We start from the raw sequence: 19560 nt of genomic DNA, 5'->3' as shown, positions 1-19560 counted from the left end.
GGACACAAGGTGCGGGAACGCCGGAAGCCCCTCGCGCGAGCGAGGGGCTTCCGGACCGTCTGTGCGCCGCCAGGGACTCGAACCCCGGACCCGCTGATTAAGAGTCAGCTGCTCTAACCAACTGAGCTAGCGGCGCCTGCTGACGTCGTCACTCTACATGACCTTCGCCGGTGCTCCCGACCACCCGCCGCGCGGCGCCGGGGCCGGAGGAGGGGCCTGTAAACCATTCGGACCGTCAACATGCGGGTCCCGGCGACAGTTGGGAAACTGTCGAGGTGCACAGCCGAGGAATGTTCCGTCTGGAGTGTGAAGGGAATCGCATGGAAACTCGGACTCCGGTGTTCGAGGAATTCGATCCGGCGAGTGACTGCGACTGCCCGGGATGCGTCCACTGGCGGCGTGTCCTGCCGCATTCCACGACCGGCCGCCACCCGGCGGCCTACCGGGCCCTGGTGCTCGCCGCCGCCGCGACCAGCACGCTCGCCGCCGCTCACACGGCCGCGGCGGCCGCCCCCCAGGCCCCCGACCGGCCGGGCGTCCCCGCAGGTGACGAGCCCAGCACCCCGCAGGGCCGCAAAGCCCCGCTGCACGGTCCCGGCGGGGCGCCGGCCGCCCCGGCCACCGCGACGGAGACCCCCGCCACCACCCGTACGGAGATCATCAACCGGGCGAAGAAATGGGTCGCGGCGAAGGTGCCGTACAGCATGTACAAATTCTGGTCGGACGGATACCGGCAGGACTGTTCCGGATTCGTCTCGATGGCCTGGAGCCTGCCCGGTAACGAATGGACCGGAAGCCTCGCCCAGTACGGCGTCCGTATCAAGAAGGAGGATCTCCAGCCCGGCGACATCCTGCTGTTCCACAATCCGGCGGACCCCCAGAAGGGCTCGCACGTCGTGATCTTCGGCGGCTGGACGGACCACACCCAGTCGTCCTACGTCGCCTACGAGTCGGCGCCCCCGCATGCGCGCCGCCAGACCACGCCGTACGCCTACTGGAGCCACTCCGACCGCTATGTCGCCTACCGCTACAAGGGGCTGGTGAAGGGCACGGCGGGCGCGGAGCCGGAGACCGCCGGGCCCGAGCAGCCGAAGCCGCAGCAGCCGGCGGGGCCGGCCGAACCGGCGAGTGCGGTGCCCTACCCGGGGCGGGCCTACTTCGGCCCCGGGGCCAACAACAAGCACGTCACCCGGCTGGGCCGCATGCTCGTCGAACGCGGCGCCGGCCGCTACTACACCGCGGGCCCCGGCCCGCGCTGGACCGACGCCGACCGCCGCGCGACCCAGGCGTTCCAGCGGGCCCAGGGCTGGCGGGGCCAGGACGCGGACGGGCTGCCCGGCCCGGCGACCTGGAAGCTGCTGGTCACCGGTAAGGGCAGGGACGTCCAGGGCGGGGCGGGCGCGCCGGAGCAGCCCGCCTCGCACGGGGTGGCCGGCTATCCGGGGCGGGCCGCGTTCCGGCCGGGCGCGGAGAACGCCCATGTCACCAGGCTCGGCGAGCGGCTGGTGAAGAAAGGGTTCGGCACGTACTACAGGTCCGGGCCGGGGCCGCGCTGGAGCGAGGCCGACCGGCGAGCCGTCGAGGCCTTCCAGCGCGCCCAGGGCTGGCGGGGCGGCGCGGCGGACGGCTACCCGGGGCCGGAGACCTGGCGGCGGCTGTTCGCGTAGCCGACCCGGCGCGCCGAGGCGCGCACCGGACCGAGGGGCGGTCCGGACACCGGGTGCGCGCGCCGGGCGCCGCACCCTCATTCCCTGTGACGCATCTGGCGCGGAGGCTGGAGGCAACGCGTGACCACGACCACGTCCCACACCCCGGAGCCCGACGGGTTCGACGGGCCGGCCGAGCCGCCCGTGCGGCCCGCACGGCTCATCCAGAACGAGTCGACCACCGAGATCCCCGTCCATCTGCTCTTCCGTGACGAGGCGGACCCGGTGCCGGTGCCGCTGCGTCCGACGGTCGTCGCCCGCCGGCAGGGCACGGGGGAGCAGCCCCGAGTGCGCCGGCCGGTGCAGCCGAAGCCACGCCCCGACCTCCGGGTCGACCCGGAGCTGGTGGAGCGGCCCGCCCGGGTGCTGCCGGGTGCGGTCGGACTGATCGCGGGGGTGTGCGCGGCGGCCGGGGCGCTGGCCACCTCCTGGTGGGCGGGGGTGCTGCCCGCGGCGGCCGTGCACGCGCTCGGGCTGCCGGCGGCCGCCGGGGCGGGGCTCGGGCCGGCGCAGTGGGCCGCGTACACCGGTGCCGGTGCGCTCGGCCTGTTCGGCTTCGGCGGTCTGGCGCGCGGGCGGACCGGCGGGGCCTGGGTGCTGGGGCTGTTCGGCCGCTACCGGGGGACCGTGCGGCGCACCGGCCTGCTGTGGGTCAACCCGCTGCTGCTGCGCCGCCGGGTCGACGTACGGCTGCGGCACTGGCGCAGCGAGCCGATGCAGGCGGCCGACGGCAGCGGGGTCGCGCTGCGGGCGGTCGTGCTGGTGGTGTGGCGGGTGCGGGACACCGCGCGGGCCACGCTCGCGGTCGAGGACCACGAGTCGTATCTGCGCGAGTGCGTGGAGGCGGCGCTGGCGCGGGTGCCGGTGGAGACGCCGGGTGCCTCCCGGGGTGCGGTGGAGGCGTCGGGGGACGCGCTGACCCGGCTGGTGGTGCGGGACGCCGGGGCGGTGGGGCTCGAGGTGTTCTCGGTACGGCCGCTGCGGGTGGAGTACGCCCCGGAGGTGGCCGCCGCCATGAACCGGCGCCGGATCGCGGTGCTGGACGCTCAGAACCGGGCGACCGTGCTCACGTCGGTCGTGGACTCGGTGGAGGACACGGTGACCCGGCTGACCACGCGGGGCCTGGTCGACCTGGACGACTACGAGCGCAAGGCGCTGGTGAAGGACCTGACGGTGGCGTTCTGCTCGGGGCGGGGGGAGACGGCGGGCTGACGGGGTGTCGAACAGGGCCCGCTATTGGTATGGACATGTTCAAGCGTCAGCAATAATCTGGGACTTGGTCTAGACCTGCAAGCTCACCGAACCTCCCCCACGTTCCCAGGAGCAGCAGCATGCGCAGAAGGACCAAGCTGTACGCCGCCGCGCTCGGACTCACCACGGCCGGAGCCCTCGCCCTGTCCACCCAGGGCGCGAGCGGGCACGGGTACACCGACCTCCCCGTCAGCCGTCAGAAGCTGTGCCAGAACGGCACCGTCGCCAACTGCGGGTCCATCCAGTGGGAGCCGCAGAGCGTCGAGGGCCCGAAGGGCTTCCCCGGCGGCGGACCGGCCGACGGGCAGATCTGCAACGGCGGACTCGGCCAGTTCAGCCAGCTGAGCGCGCCCAAGACGCCGTCCGGGGCCGCCTGGCCCACCACCAGGGTGACCGGCGGTCAGAACTACACGTTCCGCTGGCAGTTCACGGCCATGCACGCCACGACCGACTTCCGGTACTACGTCACCAAGCAGGGCTGGAACCAGAACCACAACCTGTCCCGCTCGGACCTGAACCTGACGCCGTTCTTCACGGTCCCGTACAACGGTCAGCGCCCGCCGTCCACCCTCTCGCACAGCGGGCGGCTGCCGACCGGGCTGAGCGGCCACCACGTGATCCTCGCGGTGTGGACGATCGCGGACACCGGCAACGCGTTCTACGCGTGCTCGGACGTCAGCTTCTGAGGTTCCCTTGAGTCAAGGTCACGGCCGGCGTGGGTAGGTTCCTGCCACGCCGGCCGTTCGAGGCCGGCGCCTTGACCTCGGGGGACCATCGTCATGGACGCACTCTTCTACATCGTGCCCTGCCTCATCCTGGCGGTCGTGCTCTTCATCGGCTTCCGCGTGACGCACCGCTCGTGGCAGATCCGCGCCGCCTGGAACAGCGGGCTGACGGCGGAGGGCCGCTGTCTGCGGACGTTCACGACCACGCACGGGGGCGGGCGCGACACCTCGGTGCACACGACGCTGCACCACGTGTACGAGTTCACCGCGCGCGACGGCCGCGTCGTCCGCTTCGAGGAGGAGGGCGGCCCGGCGACGACGGTGCAGGGCGACTTCGTCACCGTCCACTACACGGAGGGCGCCAGGATCGCCGCCACGGCCCGCAGGCCCGGCCGCCTCGGTCTGGCGGCGTCCACCCTGGGGACCCTGGCCGTCCTCGGCGCGGCCGCGGTGGTCTGCGTCACCCTCCTGGTCTCGTACCAGTCGATGACGGCCGAGTTCGGTTTCGGGGAGGAGACGGGAGACGGGGGCGACATGGTGGTGATCGACGGGGTGACGATGACGCCGTGAGGCCGTATTCGTGGGCGGACATGTCGAAGGGCCCCCCGCTCCCACGAGAGGCCCTTCCGGTGTGCGCCGCCAGGGACTCGAACCCCGGACCCGCTGATTAAGAGTCAGCTGCTCTAACCAACTGAGCTAGCGGCGCATGACTCGCGCCGACCGCGTTCTCACTGCTCCCGCGGCTGGCGACGAAGAAAATAATACCCGGTTCTGAGGGGTGCTTCTGACCACCTGGGCCGGTGCCTCCTGGACCTAGATCGCCAGGGACAGGAGCACCGGGGCCGCGTTGCGGTTGAGGGCGTCCGCCGCCTGGCGCAGGCGGTGGGCGTGGCGTACCGGGAGCGACAGGGCCAGGCAGCCGACCGAGGAACCGGCCGTGATCGGTACGGCCGCACAGACCGTGCCCACCGCGTACTCCTGCAGGTCGAGGTGCGGGACCGTCGGCGGCTGGGACTCCAGGCGGGACAGCAGCACCTTGTCGCTGGTGATCGTGCGCGAGGTGAGCCGGGCCATCTTGTGCCGGGACAGATGGTCCCGGCGCCCGTTGTGGTCGAGCTGACCGAGCAGGCTCTTGCCGATCGCCGTGGCGTGCGCCGAGTAGCGGAAGTCGACCCACTCGTTGACCACGGGGGTGGCCGGACCGGCGGCGAACTGGTCGATCCGGATCTCCCCGTCGACGTACCGGCTGACGTAGACGGCCGCGCCGACCGAGTCGCGCAGCCGGTCCAGGGTGCGCTGAAGGTTCTCCCGCAGGGCCCGCGCCCGGCTCTCCGCGGAGCCGAGGCGGGCCAGCGCCTCCCCGGCGACGTACGCCCCGTCGGTCACCTGCTCGACGTACCCCTCCCGGCGCAGCATCCGCAGGAGGCCGGTCAGGCGCTCCTGGCCGATGCCCGTGTGCCGGGCGAGTTCCGTGCCGGTGACTCCGGTGCCGTGCCGGACCACCGTCTCCAGGACGCGCAGGGCGTCCTGTGCCGAGTGGTACGGCGTCGTCGGCTCGTGCTGCAGCGCCACGGTCCCCCCTGCGGTCGCACATTGCTTCCCGATGCGGGTTCTGGTCAGCCGGTCCCCTTCACGATAGCGGCCAAGGGGGCCGTGGCGAGCGGTCGTTGACGAGATTCCGGCCCCCTCAACTGCGGCATCGGCACTCTGGCACATGCCACGGTCATGGGACCGGGGTGACGTCACAGGACAGCGCCGAGGAACTCCCGTGTGCGCTCGTTCTCGGGGTCGTTGAAGATCTTCTCCGGGCTGCCGGACTCGATCACGCGGCCGGAGTCGAACATCAGGACCTGGTCCGAGATGTCCCGGGCGAAGTTCATCTCGTGCGTCACGCAGAGCATGGTGATGTCCGTGCTGCGCGCGATGTCCCGCAGCACGTCGAGGACGCCCGCGACCAGCTCCGGGTCCAGGGCCGAGGTGACCTCGTCCAGCAGGAGCACCTGCGGGCGCATCGCCAGCGCCCGCGCGATCGCCACCCGCTGCTGCTGCCCGCCGGACAGCTGCGTCGGGCGGGCGTCGCACTTGTCGGTCAGGCCCACCATCTCCAGCAGCTCCCGCGCGCGCACCTCCGCCTCGTCCTTGGACATGCCGAGCACGGTGACCGGGGCCTCGGTGATGTTCCGCAGCACGCTCATGTTCGGGAACAGGTTGAACTGCTGGAAGACCATGCCGATCTTCTTGCGGATCTCGCGGACCTGCTTCTCGGGGGCCGGGTACAGCTGGTCCCCGTCGACGGTGATCCGGCCCTCGTCCGGCTTCAGCAGGGTCATCAGCAGCCGCAGGATCGTGGTCTTGCCCGATCCGGACGGGCCGATGAGGGTGACGTGCTTGCCGGCGTCGACCGAGAAGTCCAGGTTGTCCAGGACCGTGTGGTCCCCGAACCGCTTGGTGACCCGCTCCAGGCGGATCAGCTCACCGGTGCTGCGCGGAGCGGTGGCGTCCCCGGCTCCCCCGGGCTTCTCGGGCTGCTTCTCGAACGGGGCGTGGGTGTCAGTGGACAAGGCGTCGCTCCAGGGCTCGCAGGGCAAGGGAGGCCAGGTAGGAGATGACGATGAAGGCAACGCCGATCACCGTCAGGGGCTCGGTGAACTGGAAGTTCTGCTGGGCGAACAGCCGTGCCTCGCCGAGCATCTCCAGCACGGTGATCGCCATCAGCAGGGGCGTGTCCTTCAGCATCGAGATGACGTAGTTGCCCAGCGCGGGCACGACCCGGCGGACGGCCTGCGGAAGGATCACCACGGCCCACGTCCGGCGCAGCGGCAGGTTCAGCGCCGTCGCCGCCTCCCACTGGCCCACCGGCACGGCCTCGATGCCGGCCCGGTAGACCTGCATGGTGTAGGTCGAGTAGTGCAGCCCGATGGCGAAGACGCCGGTGGTCAGCGCCGAGGCGGTGATCCCCCACTCGGGCAGCACGTAGAAGAGGAAGAACAGCTGCACCAGCAGCGGGGTGTTGCGGACGAACTCGGTGACGGCACCCACCGGCCAGGTCACCCAGCGCGTGGGCACCCGCATGAGCAGCGCCCACACCAGTCCCAGCGCGAACGAGATCAGCGAGCCCAGGACCAGGATCTGCAGGGTGACCAGCAGACCGTCCCAGAAGTACGGCATGAAGTCGGAGACGGCGCTCCAGTCCCACTTCACGAGACACCACTTCCCTCGGGCACGCGCACGGCGGCGGTCTCCTTCTTCGGCGCCTTGCCGACCCCGGCCTTCAGCCGCTTCTCCAGGCCGCGCATCATCCGGGTCAGGGCGAAGGCGATCACGAAGTAGATGAGCAGGATGTACGTGTAGATCTCCGCGCTCTCCTGGAGCGCGAGGCGCACCAGGTTGCCGCTGAACGCCAGGTCGCCCATGCCCATGATCGACACGAGGGCGGTGCCCTTCAGCAGTTCCACGAGCAGGTTGGAGAACGGCGGGATCATCTCCGGCACGGCCTGCGGCAGCAGGACGAGCCGCATCCGCTGCCAGGGCGTGAAGCTGAGCGCGATCCCGCCCTCACGCTGGGCCGGGTCGACCGCGGCGAGGGCGCCGCGCACGATCTCCGAGCCGTACGCGCCGTAGGTCAGGCCGAGGGCGAGCGTGCCCGCCCACAGCGGCACCAGCTGCCAGCCGAAGGCCGGAGGCAGCACGAAGAACACCCAGAAGATCATCACCAGTGCCGAGGTCCCGCGGAACACCTCGGTGTAGAAGCCCGCCAGGAAGCGGACGAACTTCAGCCGGTGGGTGCGCGCGATGCCGACCACGAAGGACACGGCGGTCGCCAGCAGCGCGCTGAGGACGAGCAGCTGGATCGTGACCCAGACGCCCTTCAGTACGAGTTCCCACAGTCCCGAGGTCATCCGCCGCACAGCTCCTTCGCGGTCAGATCCGTCATCTCGTCCTCGGTGAAACCGAAGGGCTTGAGGATGCGGAGCAGTTCGCCGCTCTTCTTGAGCTCGGCCAGTTCGCGGTTGAAGGCGTCCCGGAGCCTGGTCTCGGTGGGCCGGAACGCGAACGCGCCGCCGTCGACGTGCGGTTCGCCGTCCACGAGGGGCTTGAAGGGTTCGGTGGACTCCGCCTTGGAGGACTTCTTCACGACCTCGCGGGTGGTCAGCGCGGTCCCGGCGAAGACGTCGACCCGGCCGGCCTCGACGGCGTTCAGGCCGGCGACCTGGTCGGGCACGATCAGGATGTCGCTCTCCTCGTACCCGGCCTCGACGGCGTACGCGATCTCCGCGTACCCGGTGCCGGTGGCGAACTTGGCCTTCTTCTCGACGACGTCCTTGTAGTCGTGCAGGCCCATCGGGTTGCCCTTGCGCACGATGAAGGCGTCGAGCATCTGGTAGTCGGGGTCGGAGAAGATGACCTGCTCGCAGCGCTCGGGGTTCACGTACATCCCGGCCGCGACGACGTCGAACTGCTGGGAGTTCAGGCCGGGTATGAGCGAGCCGAACTCGGTGGGGACCGGCTGGACCCGGTCGACGCCCAGCCGCTTGAAGATGACCTTGGCCAACTGCGGCGCCTCGCCGGTCAGTTCGCCGTTCTTGTCGATGTATCCGAAGGGTATCTCGCCGGCGATGCCGAGCCGGACCACGCCCGCCGCACGCAGTCGTTCGAGCAGGTCACCGCCGTCCTTCGTCGACGCGGTGGCCACGCGCGAGCAGCCCGCGGCCCCCAGCACACCGAGCGCCGCCACCCCCGCGAGCAGCGACCGGCGTGTGGTCCCTGATGTGTCTCTGTCGTTCCCATTAGGTGGAGCCATGGCGGCGCGGCTACCCGAAGCGATGCGAGGTATTCCGGCCAGTTTCGGCCCCGTTCGGCGGTCGGGCGGTCTTGACCGGGGCGGGACCATGGGGGACATGGCCGACCGATACCTCGAGATCTCCCTGGTCGAGCGCGGGATCAGCTGCACGGCCCGACTCCTCGACGACCGGGCGCCGCTCACCTGTGAAGCCGTCTGGAAATCTCTCCCGCTGTCCGGCGACGTCTACCACGCCAAGTACGCCCGCAACGAGATCTACGCCCTCTTCCCGCCCTTCGCGGAGACCGAACCACCCCTGGAGAACCCCACCGTCACTCCCATTCCGGGCGATCTGTGCTATTTCTCCTTCGCCGGTGCCGAACTCGGCACCTCCGCCTACGGCTACGACCGGGAGGTCCGCCCCGGCACGACCGTGGTGGACCTGGCCCTGTTCTACGAGCGCAACAACCTGCTCCTCAACGGTGACGTCGGCTGGGTGCCCGGCATCGTCTGGGGCCAGGTCGTGGACGGTCTGGAGGCGATGGCCGACGGCTGCAACGACCTGTGGCGGACGGGGGCCGCCGGGGAGTCACTGCGTTTCCGCAGGCTCTGACCCGCCGGGTGCGGAGGGCGGCGCCGGCACTCCGGCCGCCCCCGCCTCGTACAGCGCGTGCGCCGCGCGCAGCACCAGGTCGTCCCGGTGCCGGGCGGCCACCAGCTGCAGGCCCACGGGCAGTCCGTCGGCGTCGAGGCCCACCGGGACCGAGGCGGCGGGCTGCTGCGTCATGTTGAACGGGTAGGTGAACGGCGTCCACCCGGTCCACCGCCGGTGCCCGGACCCCTTCGGCACCTCCGCGCCCGCCTCGAACGCCGTGATCGGCAGGGTGGGCGTGACCAGCAGGTCGTACGACAGGTGGAAGCGGCCCATCCGGCGGCCCAGGTCCCGGCGCGCGTCCACGGCGGCCAGGTACTCCAGCGCGCTGTGCCGGGCGCCGAGGGCGCAGATCTCCCGCAGTCCGGGGTCCAGGAGGGCGCGTTCGCGCGGTCCGAGGTGCTGGACGACCCGGGCCGCCCCGGAGAACCACAGGGTGTGGAAGGCCTCCACCGGGTCGGTGAGGTCGGGGTCGCGCTCCTCGACGTACGCCCCGAGGTGCGCCAGCCGCTCCACGGCCCGCCGTACCGCCGTCGCCACCGCCGGACGAACCGCCACCTGGCCGCCCAGCGTCGGCGAGTAGGCGATCCGCAGCCCTCGCACGCCGTCCGCCAGGGCGGCCGCGAAGGACCGGGTCGCGGTCGGGAGCGCCGACCCGTCGCGGGGGTCGGGCACGCCGATCGTGTCGAGCAGCAGCGCCGCGTCGGCCGCGTCCCGGGTCATCGGGCCGACGTGCGCGAGCGAGCCGAAGGCGCTCGCCGGGTACAGCGGGACCCGCCCGTACGTCGGCTTCAGCGCGAAGACACCGCAGAAGGCCGCCGGGATACGGACGCTGCCCCCGCCGTCGGTGCCCAGGGCGAGCGGTCCCGCGCCCAGCGCCACGGCCGCGGCGGCGCCCCCGCTGGAGCCGCCCACCGTGCGGGACAGGTCGTAGGGGTTGCGGGTGACGCCGGACAGCGGTGAGTCGGTGACGCCCTTCCAGCCGAACTCGGGCGTCGTCGTCTTGCCGAGGAACACGGCGCCCTGCTCGCGCAGCCGGGCCACCGACGGCGCGTCCTCGTCCCAGCGGCCCCGCTCCGGCACGGTCCGGGAGCCGCGCAGCGTCGGCGCGCCCCGCGTCAGCAGGATGTCCTTCACCGTGACCGGCACCCCGTCGAGCGGCCCGGCCGGTGTGCCGTCCCGCCACCGCCGCGCGGACTCGGCGGCCCGCGCGAGGGCCTCCTCGGCCGTCAGCCGGACGAACGCGTTGACCCGTGGCTGGATCCGCTCGGCCCGCTCCAGCGCGGCGCGGGTCGCGTCGACCGGGTCGAACCGCCCGGTGCGGTATCCGTCGAGGAGTTGTACGGCGGTCAGTCCGGCGAGTTCCGTCATGCGCCCTCCAGGCCCGTGTCCGTGCGCGGTTCAGCGTCCGGGGACGTACCCGCGCTGTTTGTCCACCACGTTCAGCAGCGGTCTGCCCGCCTCCCAGCGCTCGTACAGCTCCACGAACTGGGTGCCGAGCCGATCGCGCCAGCCGACCGTGTCCCCGCTCATGTGCGGTGAGACGAGCAGCCCCGGCACCTCCCACAACGGGCTGTCCGGGCCCAGGGGTTCGTCCTCGAAGACGTCGAGCGCCGCCCCCGCGATCCACCGCTTCCGCAGCGCCTCGGCCAGCGCCTCCGTGACGACGAGCTGCCCGCGCCCGACGTTGATGAACCGGGCCGAGGGCTGCATGACGCCGAAACGCCGCAGGTCGAACATCCCGCGGGTCTGCCCGGTCAGCGGCGCCGCCGCGACGACCCAGTCGGCGCGCGCGATCAGCCGGTCCAGGTCCTCGGGTCCGTGGATGCCGGTCCGCGGGACCCGGCCCACCAGCGCGGTCGTCACGTCCAGAGCCTTCAGCGTGCGGGCGATCGCCCGGCCGATGGGACCCGAGCCCACGACACACGCGCGGGTGCCCGCCACCTGCTGCCCCTCGCGGTGCCGCCACTCCCGGGCGCGCTGGAGGTCCAGGGTGCGCGGCAGGTCCTTGGCCATCGCCAGCACCAGCGCGGCCACGTACTCGGCGATCGGCTGGTCGAAGACGCCGCGCGCGTTGGTGACCACGGTGTCGGACGCGGTGAGCTCCGGGCACATCAGATGGTCGACGCCCGCGCTCGCGGTGTGCACCCAGCGCGGCCGGGGCCCCTCGCCGGGCCAGGCGTGGCGCACGGCGTGCGAGGTGAAGTCCCACACGAGCAGGACGTCCGCGTGCGGGAGCCGGTCGGCGAGCGTGCCGGCGTCCGCGTGCTCGATGCGGACGCGTCCGGTGAGACGGCCCAGCCGGGGCAGGGGGTCCGCGTCGAGCACGAGGAGCGTGGGCCGGGACGCGGACGGGACGGGTGGGGTCATGCGGGGTCGCTTCCGGAGGTGTGGGGCGGCGGGGCCGGGGCCGGCTCCTGGGCGGGTGCGGGTGCGGTCGCGCGGATTCCACTGGGGGTCACGGGCCGTCTGACATGCGAGGTTTGACCACGCTCGCACCCGAACCTACCTTCGTCAACACGGGCGCACGCACGGTCCGTTGCTCAGCCGTATCTCGCAGTGAGGACGGTGCCCGCCATGGACGCCATGGACATCTCCTTCCTCGGCGGACCCCGCCCGCAACGCGGTGTCGGTGTCGTCGCCCCCTTCGACTTCGCGCTGGACCGGGAGCTGTGGCGGTGGGTCCCGGACGAGGTCTCCCTGCATCTGACACGGACACCGTTCGTGCCGGTCGAGGTCGGTCTCGATCTGGCGCGGCTGGTCAGCGAGCACGAGACGCTGGGCGACGGAGTGCGCACCCTGACCGCCATCAGCCCCGAAGTGGTCGCCTACGCCTGCACCTCGGGCAGCTTCGTCGGCGGAGTCGCGGGCGAGCGCGCGATGTGCGAGGCCATGACCCGGGCCGGCGCGGTGCCCGCGGTGACCACCTCCGGGGCGCTGCTGGAGGCGCTGGCCGAGCTGCGGGTCCGGCGGGTGGCGCTGGTGACGCCGTACACCGAGTCGGTGACCCGGTCCCTGGAGGAGTACGTGGCGGAGGCCGGGGTAGCCGTCGCGGGGTGCGCGTACATGGGGCTCACCCGGCACATCTGGAAGGTGCCCTACCGGGAGGTGGCCGAGATGGCCCACCGGGCCGTGCGCGCGCCGGCCGACGCCCTGTTCATCAGCTGCACCAATCTGCCCACCTACGAGGTGCTCCCGCAGCTGGAGGCCGAGCTGCGCATACCGGTGATCTCGGCCAACCAGGTGACGATGTGGGCTGCGCTGCGCCGGTTGGGTACCCGCGCGGTGGGACCGTATCAGGCGCTGATCGATCCGGCGGCGCGCGGCGGCCCGGTCCTCCCGGACGTGCCGGACGTGCCCGAACAGGAACAGCAGTAGCAGCCCGACGTCAGCACCGACCAGCAGAAAGGCCGACATGACCGCACTGGGATTCCTCTACCCGGGCCACTCCGCCGAGGACGACTACCCGCGCGTCGAGCAGCTGCTCGCCAGCGACATCCGGCTCGACGTGGTGCACACCGACATCGGTGAGGACGCGCACCGGGTGGACGCGCTGCTGAGGATGGGGTCCGCCGAGCAGCTCGCGACGGGCATCGAGGAGCTGCGGCTGACCGGCGCCGAGGCGGTCGTGTGGGCCTGCACGAGCGGCAGCTTCGTGTACGGCTGGGAGGGCGCCCACGACCAGGTGCGCTCCCTGGCCCAGGCGGCGGGCATGCCGGCGTCGTCGACGTCGTTCGCCTTCGTCCACGCGATGCGGGAGCTGGGGGTGCGCAGGGTGGCGGTCGGCGCGACCTACCCGGACGACGTGGCGGGGCTCTTCGCCCAGTTCCTCCAGGCCGCCGGGGCGGACGTCGTCGCGGTGCGCGGCGCCGGGATCGTCACCGCGGCCGAGGTCGCGACCTGGGAGGAGAAGGAGCTGTTCGCGCTGGCGCGGGAGGCCGACCACGCCGACGCCGAGGCGGTCCTCCTGCCGGACACCGCCCTGCACACCGCCTCCCACGTCCCGGCCCTGGAGGAGGCCCTCGGCAAGCCGGTCCTCACCGCCAACCAGGTCACCGTCTGGGAGGGGCTGCGGCTCACCGACCGCCGGGTGCACGCCCCGGCCCTGGGCGCGCTCTTCACCCGGGAGCCGATCGTGCAGGTGTGATCCGTCCCGCGACCGCCGCGGCCCAGGGAATAAAGCGGAGACCCCCTCCTGTTACCGCCCTACGCACACCGCAGGGCGATATCGCAGGAGGAAGACGTGGCCGCAGACGACACCGGGGCCGACGGGATCCGGGGCACGGCACACGGCACGGCACCGACGCCGCTGTCCGTGCTGGACCTCGTCACGGTCAGCGCGGGCCACACCGCCACCGACGCCCTGCGCACCAGCGTCGAGCTGTCCCGGCTGGCCGAGGCGCGCGGCTTCCACCGCTACTGGGTCGCCGAGCACCACTCCATGCCGGGCGTGGCCTCCTCGTCCCCGGCCGTGATCCTCGCGCACCTCGCCGCCCACACCGAGCGCATCCGCCTCGGCTCCGGCGGCGTGATGCTGCCCAACCACGCGCCGCTGGTCATCGCCGAGCAGTTCGGCACGCTGGAGGCGCTGGCGCCGGGGCGCGTCGACCTGGGCCTCGGGCGCGCGCCCGGCACCGACGGCGCCACCGCGGCGGCCCTGCGCCGCACGGACCACCTCAACGAGGGCGCCGACGACTTCCCCGAGCAGCTCGCGGAACTGATCCGCTTCCTCGACGACGACTTCCCCGACGGGCACCCCTACCGGCGGATCCACGCCGTCCCCGGCCCCGTGCAGGGGACCTCGCCCGGCGGTGTCCAGTCCACCCACCGGCCGCCCGTCTGGCTGCTCGGCTCCTCCGGGTTCAGCGCCCGGCTCGCCGGCGTCCTCGGCCTGCCGTTCGCGTTCGCCCACCACTTCTCGGCGCGCAACACCGTCCCGGCGCTCGACCTGTACCGGGAGAGCTTCCGGCCCTCCGGCGTCCTCGACCGGCCGTACGCGCTCATCGGCGTCGGCACCCTCGCCACGGACGACGAGAAGGAGGCCCGGCGCCAGCTCAAGGCCGCCGCGCTCAGCATGATCCGGCTGCGCACCGGCCGCCCCGGCCTCGTCCCGTCGGTGGAGGAGGCGGAGCGCTACGAGTTCACCGAGATGGAACGCGACTTCGCCGACTCCTGGAACGCCAACGTCGTCCACGGCACGCCCGACGAGGTCCGCGCCGGACTGGACGACCTGCAGAAGCGCACCGGCGCCGACGAGTTGATGCTCACCAGCAACGCCCCCGGCATGGACGTCCGGCTGCGCTCCTACGAACTCATCGCCGGCGCCTACGGGTTGCCGGCGGCCTGACCCGTTCCGTCAGACCTTGACGCCGAGCAGCTCGGAGATGCGGTCCGGGGACACCGGCCGGGAGTACAGCCACCCCTGGCCGGTGTCGCAGCCGATCCGCCGCAGCCGTGAGGCCTGCGCCAGCGTCTCCACGCACTCCGCCGTGACCGTCAGGCCCAGCCGGTGGGCGAGCTGGATCATCGCCTCGACCACCACCTCGTCGGCCGGGTTCGGCGTGACCGCCGCCGTGTCGTCGCCCTCGTACTGGAAGCCGCGGACGAAGGCGCCGTCCAGCTTCAGCACGGACACCGGCAGCCGGCTCAGATACGCCAGGTTCGAGTAGCCGGTGCCGAAGTCGTCGATGGCGATGCGCACGCCCATGTCGCTGAGCGCCTGGAGGTCCCGCAGCGGCCGTCCGGCCGAGCCCATCACGGCCGACTCGGTCAGCTCCAGCTGGAGCAGCCGGGGTTCGAGACGCGTCTCCTCCAGGATTTGAGCCACGTCCGTCACCAGGTCGGAGTCCCAGACCTGCCGCACGGCCACGTTCACACTGACGAAGATCGGTGGTTCGCCGGGGTGCGCGGCCTGCCACTCGACGGCCTGCCGGCATGCCGTCGCGAGGATCCAGCGGCCGAGCGGCACGATCGAGCCGTCCTCCTCCGCCAGTCCGATGAACCGATTCGGCGGCAGCACACCGAACTGCGGGTGGTTCCAGCGGACCAGCGCCTCCACCCCGCGCAGCCGTCCGTCCTCCATGCTCACCAGCGGCTGGTACTCCAGCGCGAACTCCCCGCGCTCGATGGCCGGCCGGAGCGTGGCGGCGAGCGCCTGACGCGTGATGAGGTGCGCGCTGCGCTCGGGGTCGAAGAGCGTCCAGCGGTCCTTGCCGTCGGCCTTCGCCCAGTACAGCGTGGTGTCGGCCGCCTGCATCAGGGCGGTCGGGGTGGTGCCGGCCGCGTGCCGTTCCACGACGCCGATCGACGCCGACACCGACAGCCGCCGCCCGGGCAGGTCGAACGGCTCCCGGACGGCCTCCAGCAACGACTCGGCGAGATCGGCCAGTTGGTCGGTGCCCGTCGAATCCTCCACGAGCAGCGCGAACTCGTCGCCGCCGAGCCGCGCGACCAGCGGCGGGATCGACCGGCTGCGCCCGGCCTCCTCGGCGCAGCGCGTGAGCCGTTCGGCGACGGCGGCCAGCAGCTTGTCGCCGATGCGGTGCCCGAGGGTGTCGTTGATCGCCTTGAAGCCGTCGAGGTCCAGGTAGCACAGGCCGATCCGTCCGGTGCTGCCGCTCTCGTCGTACGACTCCACCTCCAGCGCGGCCGACAGCCGTTCGAAGAAGAGGGTGCGGTTGGGAAGCCGGGTCACCGGGTCGTGCATCTGCAAGTGCCGCATCCGGGCCTGGAGTTCGCGGTGGGCGGTGATGTCGGCGACGGACAGCAGCACGGCGTCCGCCTCCTCGCCGGGCAGCGGCGCCACGGTGACCCGGGCCCACAGCGAGCGCCCGTCGGGGTGCTTGAGGCGGCGCGTGCAGCGCAGTTCGGCCTGCCGGCCGCGCAGCACCTCCCGGTACGCGTGCCAGGTGCGCGCGTCGGAGGCGAGGTCCACCAGGTCGGCGGCGACCGACCCGGCCAGCTCGTCGTCCCCGGTGCCGAGCAGGTCGGCGAAGCTGGGATTGGCCCCGGTCACCCGGCCCTCGCGGTCGACCACCGCCATCGCCAGCGGCGCCGCGCGGAAGACGGCGGCATAGGGCGGCCCGCCGGTACCGGGGGACGGCAGTTCACCACTCTCTGTGACGGCCGGCCCGATGAGGTCTGCCGCGGGCGCCGGCCCTTCGGACGTTCCGCTCACCGCTCGCTCCCGCAGTGCACTCGATCTTCGGATGGGTCTCATCGGAATGGGTGGCCGGGTGGCGATCCGGTCGCCGGGCCGTGTCCGTGCAGGAAAGTGTCAGGAAAGTGTGCCGATCATAGAGGCTGGCTCAGAGGCCTTCCACCTACTGCCCAGTGTTCCCACACGGGCCGCGCTCGCGCCAGATCGTTTCTGCCCGCACGTGGACGGCTTCTTTGGGCCTTCGACCAGTTGTGACGTTCCGTGAGCGAACCGGGGTGTCGCCCTGACGGTTCCTGAGCACTCTCACCCGTCCGGTGCAGCTGAACAGGACGTAGTACGACAATCCGACACAGGCTGGGTGCGGTGTCCCGCGAACCGCTCCCGGAGGTCGTCGTGCCGCGTCAGTTCCCCCTGCTCCGTGGGCCGGGCCTGCCGCGGGACCGGCGCCGACTGCGCAGCACCGCCGCGGTGTTCACCACCATGTCGGCGCTCGCGGCCACCTCGCTGATCGCGGGTCCCTCGTCCGCCGAACCGTTCGACGCGGCGCCCTGCGCCCTCGCCCGCACCGACGCCCATCACTCCGAGGGCCTCGACACCTGGAACGCCGCCTATCCGCGGCCCACCCGGAAGCTGGACGCGGTGATGGTGTTCCTGTCCTTCCCGGACTCCCCGCCGCAGACCACGCCCGCCGAACTGGCCGCCGACCACTTCCCGGCCACCAGCCACTTCTTCGAACGCGCCTCCTACGGCAGGTTCAGCCTGCGCGCCCACCCGATGGGGCACTGGCTGCGCATGCCGAAGCCGTCGACGGCGTACGCCATACAGCGTGACTGGCGGGCCGCCGACCGGGCCGCCTACCTGCGGGACGCGCTCGCCGCGGCGGACCCGGAGGTGGACTTCTCCCGCTACGACATCGTGTACTTCGTCGCCGACCCGGACGCGCCCGGCGTCGACTCCGACGCCACGAAGGTCGTCAACCTGGAGCGGCCGCTGCGGGCCGACGGCACGGACATCCGGCGGGTCGTCACCGTCTTCGAGAACCATCCGCCGGACCGCCTGGTCCTCGCGCACGAGACCGGCCACGTCTTCGACCTGCCGGACCTCTACCACCGCCCGGTGGACGGCAAGGGCGACTGGGACACCTACGTCGGGGACTGGGACCTGATGGGCAGCCAGTTCGGGATGGCACCCGACCTGTTCGCCTGGCACAAGTGGAAGCTGGGCTGGCTCGACCCGCGGCAGGTCGTGTGCGTACGGGGCATGGGCTCCGGTTCGACACGGCTCACCCTGGAGCCGCTGGCGGCCGGCGCGGGCGTCCCGGTGCCGGTGGGCGCCGCCGGGGCGCCCGGGTTCTCCGGCACGCCCGGCACGGTCCCGGGGTTCGGGCTGGGCAACGGCATCAAGCTCGCCGTCGTCCGCACCGGGGCCGACAGCGCCCTGGCCTTCGAGGTCCGCAGCCCGGCGGGCAACGACGTCCAGGCGTGCCGGGAGGGCGTGCTGGTCTACCGGGTGCGCAGCCACACCGAGTCCGGCGGAGGGTCCGTGGAGGTGGTCGACGCCCATCCGCGCAGCGAGGCGTGCTGGGAGGAGTCCGTGTATCCGCCGCTCGCGGACGCGCCGGTCGGGCTCGGCGAGAGCTTCACCGTGCCGGAGGACGGGGTGCGGGTGGAGGTGGAGGGGCGGTCCGTCTCGGGGGCGTGGACGGTGAAGATCACGACCGTGAGGTAGCGCCCGCGCCCGGCCCGGGGTCGCGCGACCGGATCACGAACGCGCCGCGTGGGACGGTGCGCCCGGGCAGCCTGTCTCAGGCATGTGAGAAGCCCCCCGCTCGCGCGAGGGGCTTCTCACTGTCTGTGCGCCGCCAGGGACTCGAACCCCGGACCCGCTGATTAAGAGTCAGCTGCTCTAACCAACTGAGCTAGCGGCGCCTGCTGACGTCGTAGACCTTAGCACCCTGATCCGCGTGGGGAAAAATCGATATCCGCACGGTCGCCCGAGCCGCCCGCACGGCCGCCCAGAGGAGCACCTCCGGGCCCGGTAACCAGGGATTACGGGTGTCCGGCGCCACCAGCCAGCGGGAGTCGCGCGGGGCCTCGGCGGACGTGTGCGCGTCGGTCGCGGCGGGGACGGTCACCGCGTCGCCGGCGCCGTGGCACAGCAGGGGCGGAATGCCCTCCGTGCGGCCGAAATCCTCCCAGCGCAGCAGGGAGGGCAGGCGCTGGGCGGTGCCCGGAGCGGCGAACATCAGCAGCCGCCCGCGATGGGCGGCGACGGGTCCGGAGCCCGGGCCGTCGTTCCACAGCCGGTCGAGCATGCGGCGCCCGAAGACGGCGGGCGCGCTGACGACGTCGAAGACCGAACCGCACGGCAGGACCACCGGGGCCTGCGGGCGCTCCCGCCAGAGGGCGAGCGTGCTGCGCGGATACGTTCCTGCGGAGGCGAGCCAGGCGGCGCCGTCGCGGGTGACCCCGGTGACGTCGCAGCGGTCGTCCTGGAAGAGTGCGTCCCGTGTGCTGCTCATGCCGTCTACATCTACCGACGGTGAGCAGTCCGTATCGCTGGGTTGCCGAAAGGCGGGACAGGGGAGGGCGTGAGCGGGTATCTTGCCCGCCCTCCTGGCATATGCCGGGTCATCGAGGTCACGGCGTGCGGTCACACGGGGTCGACGGTCCCCGCGCCCTCCACGCCGCGCAGCAGGTCCCTGCCGAACTCGACCATCTTCTTCGCGTAGTCCTCGGTCCACTCGGCCCGCTCGGCGATGTCGGCGGTCGTCAGCCGGTCGAACCGCCGCGGATCCGCGAGCTGGGCCGCCGCCATGGCCTGGAACTCCATCGCGCGGTCCGTCGCCGCCCGGAACGCCTGCGTCAGCTCGGTCGCCCGGGCCAGCAGGGCCCGCGGGTCGTCGATCGACTCCAGGTCGAAGAAGTGCTCCGGGTCGGCCGCCGCCTGGGTGGGCTCGAAGAGCAGGGGCGCGGGGCGTAGCCGCGGTTCGTTCCTGCGCGGCGTGGGCTCCGCCATGTCGTGTCCTCCTCGTACGTCACCGATCCCCGGTACCGATACCCACCCACGCGGGCGCGCACCGCGGCGAACCGGTCCATCGTCCATTGTCCCGCGCCCGCGCAAGGGGGCACCGGGGCGTGCGCCGGTCCGCTCCACGCTCTTCAAGGCGGCGGGGGCCCGGGATGTTCCGGGGGGGTGCCCCTATGTCTCTGGTCAAGGTAGATGGGTGCTGGTTCGGCGTCTGGGACGATGTGCCTGTGCATGCTGATGACGAGGTTGGCGAGGGT

General features: G+C 72.2%; 19 protein-coding genes and 3 tRNA genes. 9 read left to right on the top strand and 13 right to left on the bottom strand.

All coding sequences use genetic code 11. From position 1 onward, the window contains the following. Window positions 1-62: 62 nt before the first annotated feature. Window positions 63-136 (bottom strand) — tRNA-Lys (locus ADL34_RS04385). A gap of 184 nt (window positions 137-320) precedes the next feature. Here ADL34_RS04385 and ADL34_RS04380 point away from each other — a divergent pair. From ADL34_RS04380 to ADL34_RS04365, 4 genes are all read left to right on the top strand, one after another. Then, a complete protein-coding gene (locus tag ADL34_RS04380) occupies window positions 321-1667 on the top strand; it encodes a peptidoglycan-binding protein (protein WP_062665099.1) in 1347 nt (448 codons plus the stop codon). A gap of 120 nt (window positions 1668-1787) precedes the next feature. Continuing rightward, complete coding sequence (locus ADL34_RS04375; protein WP_062665097.1) at window positions 1788-2918, top strand: SPFH domain-containing protein; 1131 nt, start codon at window positions 1788-1790, stop codon at window positions 2916-2918. A 119-nt stretch (window positions 2919-3037) separates the two neighbouring features. Next, window positions 3038-3643 (top strand): lytic polysaccharide monooxygenase auxiliary activity family 9 protein, encoded by a 606-nt coding sequence (locus ADL34_RS04370; RefSeq protein ID WP_062665095.1) that lies wholly within the window; start codon window positions 3038-3040, stop codon window positions 3641-3643. A 93-nt stretch (window positions 3644-3736) separates the two neighbouring features. Further along, window positions 3737-4252: a DUF3592 domain-containing protein gene (locus ADL34_RS04365; protein ID WP_063892254.1), complete on the top strand. Its 516-nt coding sequence runs from the start codon at window positions 3737-3739 to the stop codon at window positions 4250-4252. A gap of 62 nt (window positions 4253-4314) precedes the next feature. On the opposite strand, the gene ADL34_RS04360 is transcribed toward ADL34_RS04365, so the two are convergent. The 6 genes from ADL34_RS04360 to ehuB all read right to left on the bottom strand — a co-directional run bounded on the left by ADL34_RS04360 (window position 4315) and on the right by ehuB (window position 8483). Further along, window positions 4315-4388, bottom strand: a tRNA-Lys gene (locus ADL34_RS04360). Window positions 4389-4495: 107 nt separating this feature from the next. Continuing rightward, window positions 4496-5254, bottom strand: coding sequence for an IclR family transcriptional regulator (locus tag ADL34_RS04355; protein ID WP_062665094.1), 759 nt, complete (start codon window positions 5252-5254; stop codon window positions 4496-4498). A gap of 170 nt (window positions 5255-5424) precedes the next feature. After that, complete coding sequence (ehuA, locus tag ADL34_RS04350; RefSeq protein WP_062665092.1) at window positions 5425-6243, bottom strand: ectoine/hydroxyectoine ABC transporter ATP-binding protein EhuA; 819 nt, start codon at window positions 6241-6243, stop codon at window positions 5425-5427. Then, window positions 6233-6883: an ectoine/hydroxyectoine ABC transporter permease subunit EhuD gene (gene ehuD, locus ADL34_RS04345; RefSeq protein WP_062665090.1), complete on the bottom strand. Its 651-nt coding sequence runs from the start codon at window positions 6881-6883 to the stop codon at window positions 6233-6235. Before ehuD ends, ehuA begins: the two co-directional genes overlap by 11 nt. Next, window positions 6880-7581 carry an ectoine/hydroxyectoine ABC transporter permease subunit EhuC gene (gene ehuC / locus ADL34_RS04340; RefSeq protein ID WP_062665088.1) on the bottom strand — a complete coding sequence of 234 codons (702 nt, stop codon included), beginning with the start codon at window positions 7579-7581 and terminating at the stop codon, window positions 6880-6882. Before ehuC ends, ehuD begins: the two co-directional genes overlap by 4 nt. Then, entirely contained in the window at window positions 7578-8483 is a 906-nt protein-coding gene (gene ehuB, locus ADL34_RS04335; protein WP_062665087.1) for an ectoine/hydroxyectoine ABC transporter substrate-binding protein EhuB, read from the bottom strand. The genes ehuC and ehuB overlap by 4 nt, the downstream gene beginning before the upstream one ends. Before the next feature lie 97 nt (window positions 8484-8580). On the opposite strand from ehuB, the gene ADL34_RS04330 reads away from it, so the two are divergent. Then, window positions 8581-9075: a DUF3830 family protein gene (locus tag ADL34_RS04330; RefSeq protein ID WP_062665285.1), complete on the top strand. Its 495-nt coding sequence runs from the start codon at window positions 8581-8583 to the stop codon at window positions 9073-9075. Here the strand turns inward: ADL34_RS04330 and ADL34_RS04325 are convergent. Both ADL34_RS04325 and ADL34_RS04320 read right to left on the bottom strand, forming a co-directional pair. Further along, window positions 9052-10485 carry an amidase gene (locus ADL34_RS04325; protein WP_062665085.1) on the bottom strand — a complete coding sequence of 478 codons (1434 nt, stop codon included), beginning with the start codon at window positions 10483-10485 and terminating at the stop codon, window positions 9052-9054. The genes ADL34_RS04330 and ADL34_RS04325 overlap by 24 nt on opposite strands. A gap of 30 nt (window positions 10486-10515) precedes the next feature. Continuing rightward, window positions 10516-11484, bottom strand: coding sequence for a D-2-hydroxyacid dehydrogenase (locus ADL34_RS04320; protein WP_062665083.1), 969 nt, complete (start codon window positions 11482-11484; stop codon window positions 10516-10518). A 216-nt stretch (window positions 11485-11700) separates the two neighbouring features. On the opposite strand from ADL34_RS04320, the gene ADL34_RS04315 reads away from it, so the two are divergent. The 3 genes from ADL34_RS04315 to ADL34_RS04305 all read left to right on the top strand — a co-directional run bounded on the left by ADL34_RS04315 (window position 11701) and on the right by ADL34_RS04305 (window position 14461). Next, a complete protein-coding gene (locus ADL34_RS04315) occupies window positions 11701-12492 on the top strand; it encodes an aspartate/glutamate racemase family protein (protein WP_062665283.1) in 792 nt (263 codons plus the stop codon). Between the two features lie 37 nt (window positions 12493-12529). After that, entirely contained in the window at window positions 12530-13261 is a 732-nt protein-coding gene (locus tag ADL34_RS04310; RefSeq protein ID WP_062665081.1) for an aspartate/glutamate racemase family protein, read from the top strand. 96 nt (window positions 13262-13357) lie between these two features. Next, on the top strand, window positions 13358-14461 hold the full coding sequence (locus ADL34_RS04305; protein ID WP_062665080.1) for an LLM class flavin-dependent oxidoreductase: 1104 nt from the start codon (window positions 13358-13360) through the stop codon (window positions 14459-14461). Window positions 14462-14470: 9 nt separating this feature from the next. Here ADL34_RS04305 and ADL34_RS04300 read toward each other — a convergent pair whose 3' ends face one another. Beyond that, complete coding sequence (locus tag ADL34_RS04300; RefSeq protein WP_062665078.1) at window positions 14471-16291, bottom strand: putative bifunctional diguanylate cyclase/phosphodiesterase; 1821 nt, start codon at window positions 16289-16291, stop codon at window positions 14471-14473. Between the two features lie 345 nt (window positions 16292-16636). Between ADL34_RS04300 and ADL34_RS04295 the strand changes: the two genes are divergently transcribed. Next, a complete protein-coding gene (locus tag ADL34_RS04295) occupies window positions 16637-18001 on the top strand; it encodes a M6 family metalloprotease domain-containing protein (RefSeq protein ID WP_079034014.1) in 1365 nt (454 codons plus the stop codon). Window positions 18002-18127: 126 nt separating this feature from the next. On the opposite strand, the gene ADL34_RS04290 is transcribed toward ADL34_RS04295, so the two are convergent. The 3 genes from ADL34_RS04290 to ADL34_RS04280 all read right to left on the bottom strand — a co-directional run bounded on the left by ADL34_RS04290 (window position 18128) and on the right by ADL34_RS04280 (window position 19291). Next, window positions 18128-18201, bottom strand: a tRNA-Lys gene (locus ADL34_RS04290). Beyond that, window positions 18192-18794 (bottom strand): bifunctional DNA primase/polymerase, encoded by a 603-nt coding sequence (locus ADL34_RS04285; RefSeq protein ID WP_062665076.1) that lies wholly within the window; start codon window positions 18792-18794, stop codon window positions 18192-18194. The genes ADL34_RS04290 and ADL34_RS04285 overlap by 10 nt, the downstream gene beginning before the upstream one ends. A 131-nt stretch (window positions 18795-18925) precedes the next feature. Beyond that, window positions 18926-19291 (bottom strand): hypothetical protein, encoded by a 366-nt coding sequence (locus ADL34_RS04280; protein WP_062665074.1) that lies wholly within the window; start codon window positions 19289-19291, stop codon window positions 18926-18928. Between the last annotated feature and the right edge of the window lie 269 nt (window positions 19292-19560).

It is taken from the genome of Streptomyces sp. NRRL WC-3605 (genome assembly GCF_001509795.1).
In the GTDB taxonomy this organism is placed as follows: domain Bacteria; phylum Actinomycetota; class Actinomycetes; order Streptomycetales; family Streptomycetaceae; genus Streptomyces; species Streptomyces viridochromogenes.
This window is presented reverse-complemented; position numbering and strand designations above follow the sequence as displayed.

Excerpts from the sequence above, each read along its gene's own strand:
- ADL34_RS04380 (WP_062665099.1), top strand. The coding sequence starts at position 321 with ATGGAAACTCGGACTCCGGTGTTCGAGGAATTCGATCCGGCGAGTGAC.
- ADL34_RS04370 (WP_062665095.1), top strand. The coding sequence starts at position 3,038 with ATGCGCAGAAGGACCAAGCTGTACGCCGCCGCGCTCGGACTCACCACG.
- ADL34_RS04365 (WP_063892254.1), top strand. The coding sequence starts at position 3,737 with ATGGACGCACTCTTCTACATCGTGCCCTGCCTCATCCTGGCGGTCGTG.
- ehuC (WP_062665088.1), bottom strand. The coding sequence starts at position 7,581 with ATGACCTCGGGACTGTGGGAACTCGTACTGAAGGGCGTCTGGGTCACG.
- ehuB (WP_062665087.1), bottom strand. The coding sequence starts at position 8,483 with ATGGCTCCACCTAATGGGAACGACAGAGACACATCAGGGACCACACGC.
- ADL34_RS04330 (WP_062665285.1), top strand. The coding sequence starts at position 8,581 with ATGGCCGACCGATACCTCGAGATCTCCCTGGTCGAGCGCGGGATCAGC.
- ADL34_RS04325 (WP_062665085.1), bottom strand. The coding sequence starts at position 10,485 with ATGACGGAACTCGCCGGACTGACCGCCGTACAACTCCTCGACGGATAC.
- ADL34_RS04320 (WP_062665083.1), bottom strand. The coding sequence starts at position 11,484 with ATGACCCCACCCGTCCCGTCCGCGTCCCGGCCCACGCTCCTCGTGCTC.
- ADL34_RS04315 (WP_062665283.1), top strand. The coding sequence starts at position 11,701 with ATGGACATCTCCTTCCTCGGCGGACCCCGCCCGCAACGCGGTGTCGGT.
- ADL34_RS04310 (WP_062665081.1), top strand. The coding sequence starts at position 12,530 with ATGACCGCACTGGGATTCCTCTACCCGGGCCACTCCGCCGAGGACGAC.
- ADL34_RS04285 (WP_062665076.1), bottom strand. The coding sequence starts at position 18,794 with ATGAGCAGCACACGGGACGCACTCTTCCAGGACGACCGCTGCGACGTC.
- ADL34_RS04280 (WP_062665074.1), bottom strand. The coding sequence starts at position 19,291 with ATGGCGGAGCCCACGCCGCGCAGGAACGAACCGCGGCTACGCCCCGCG.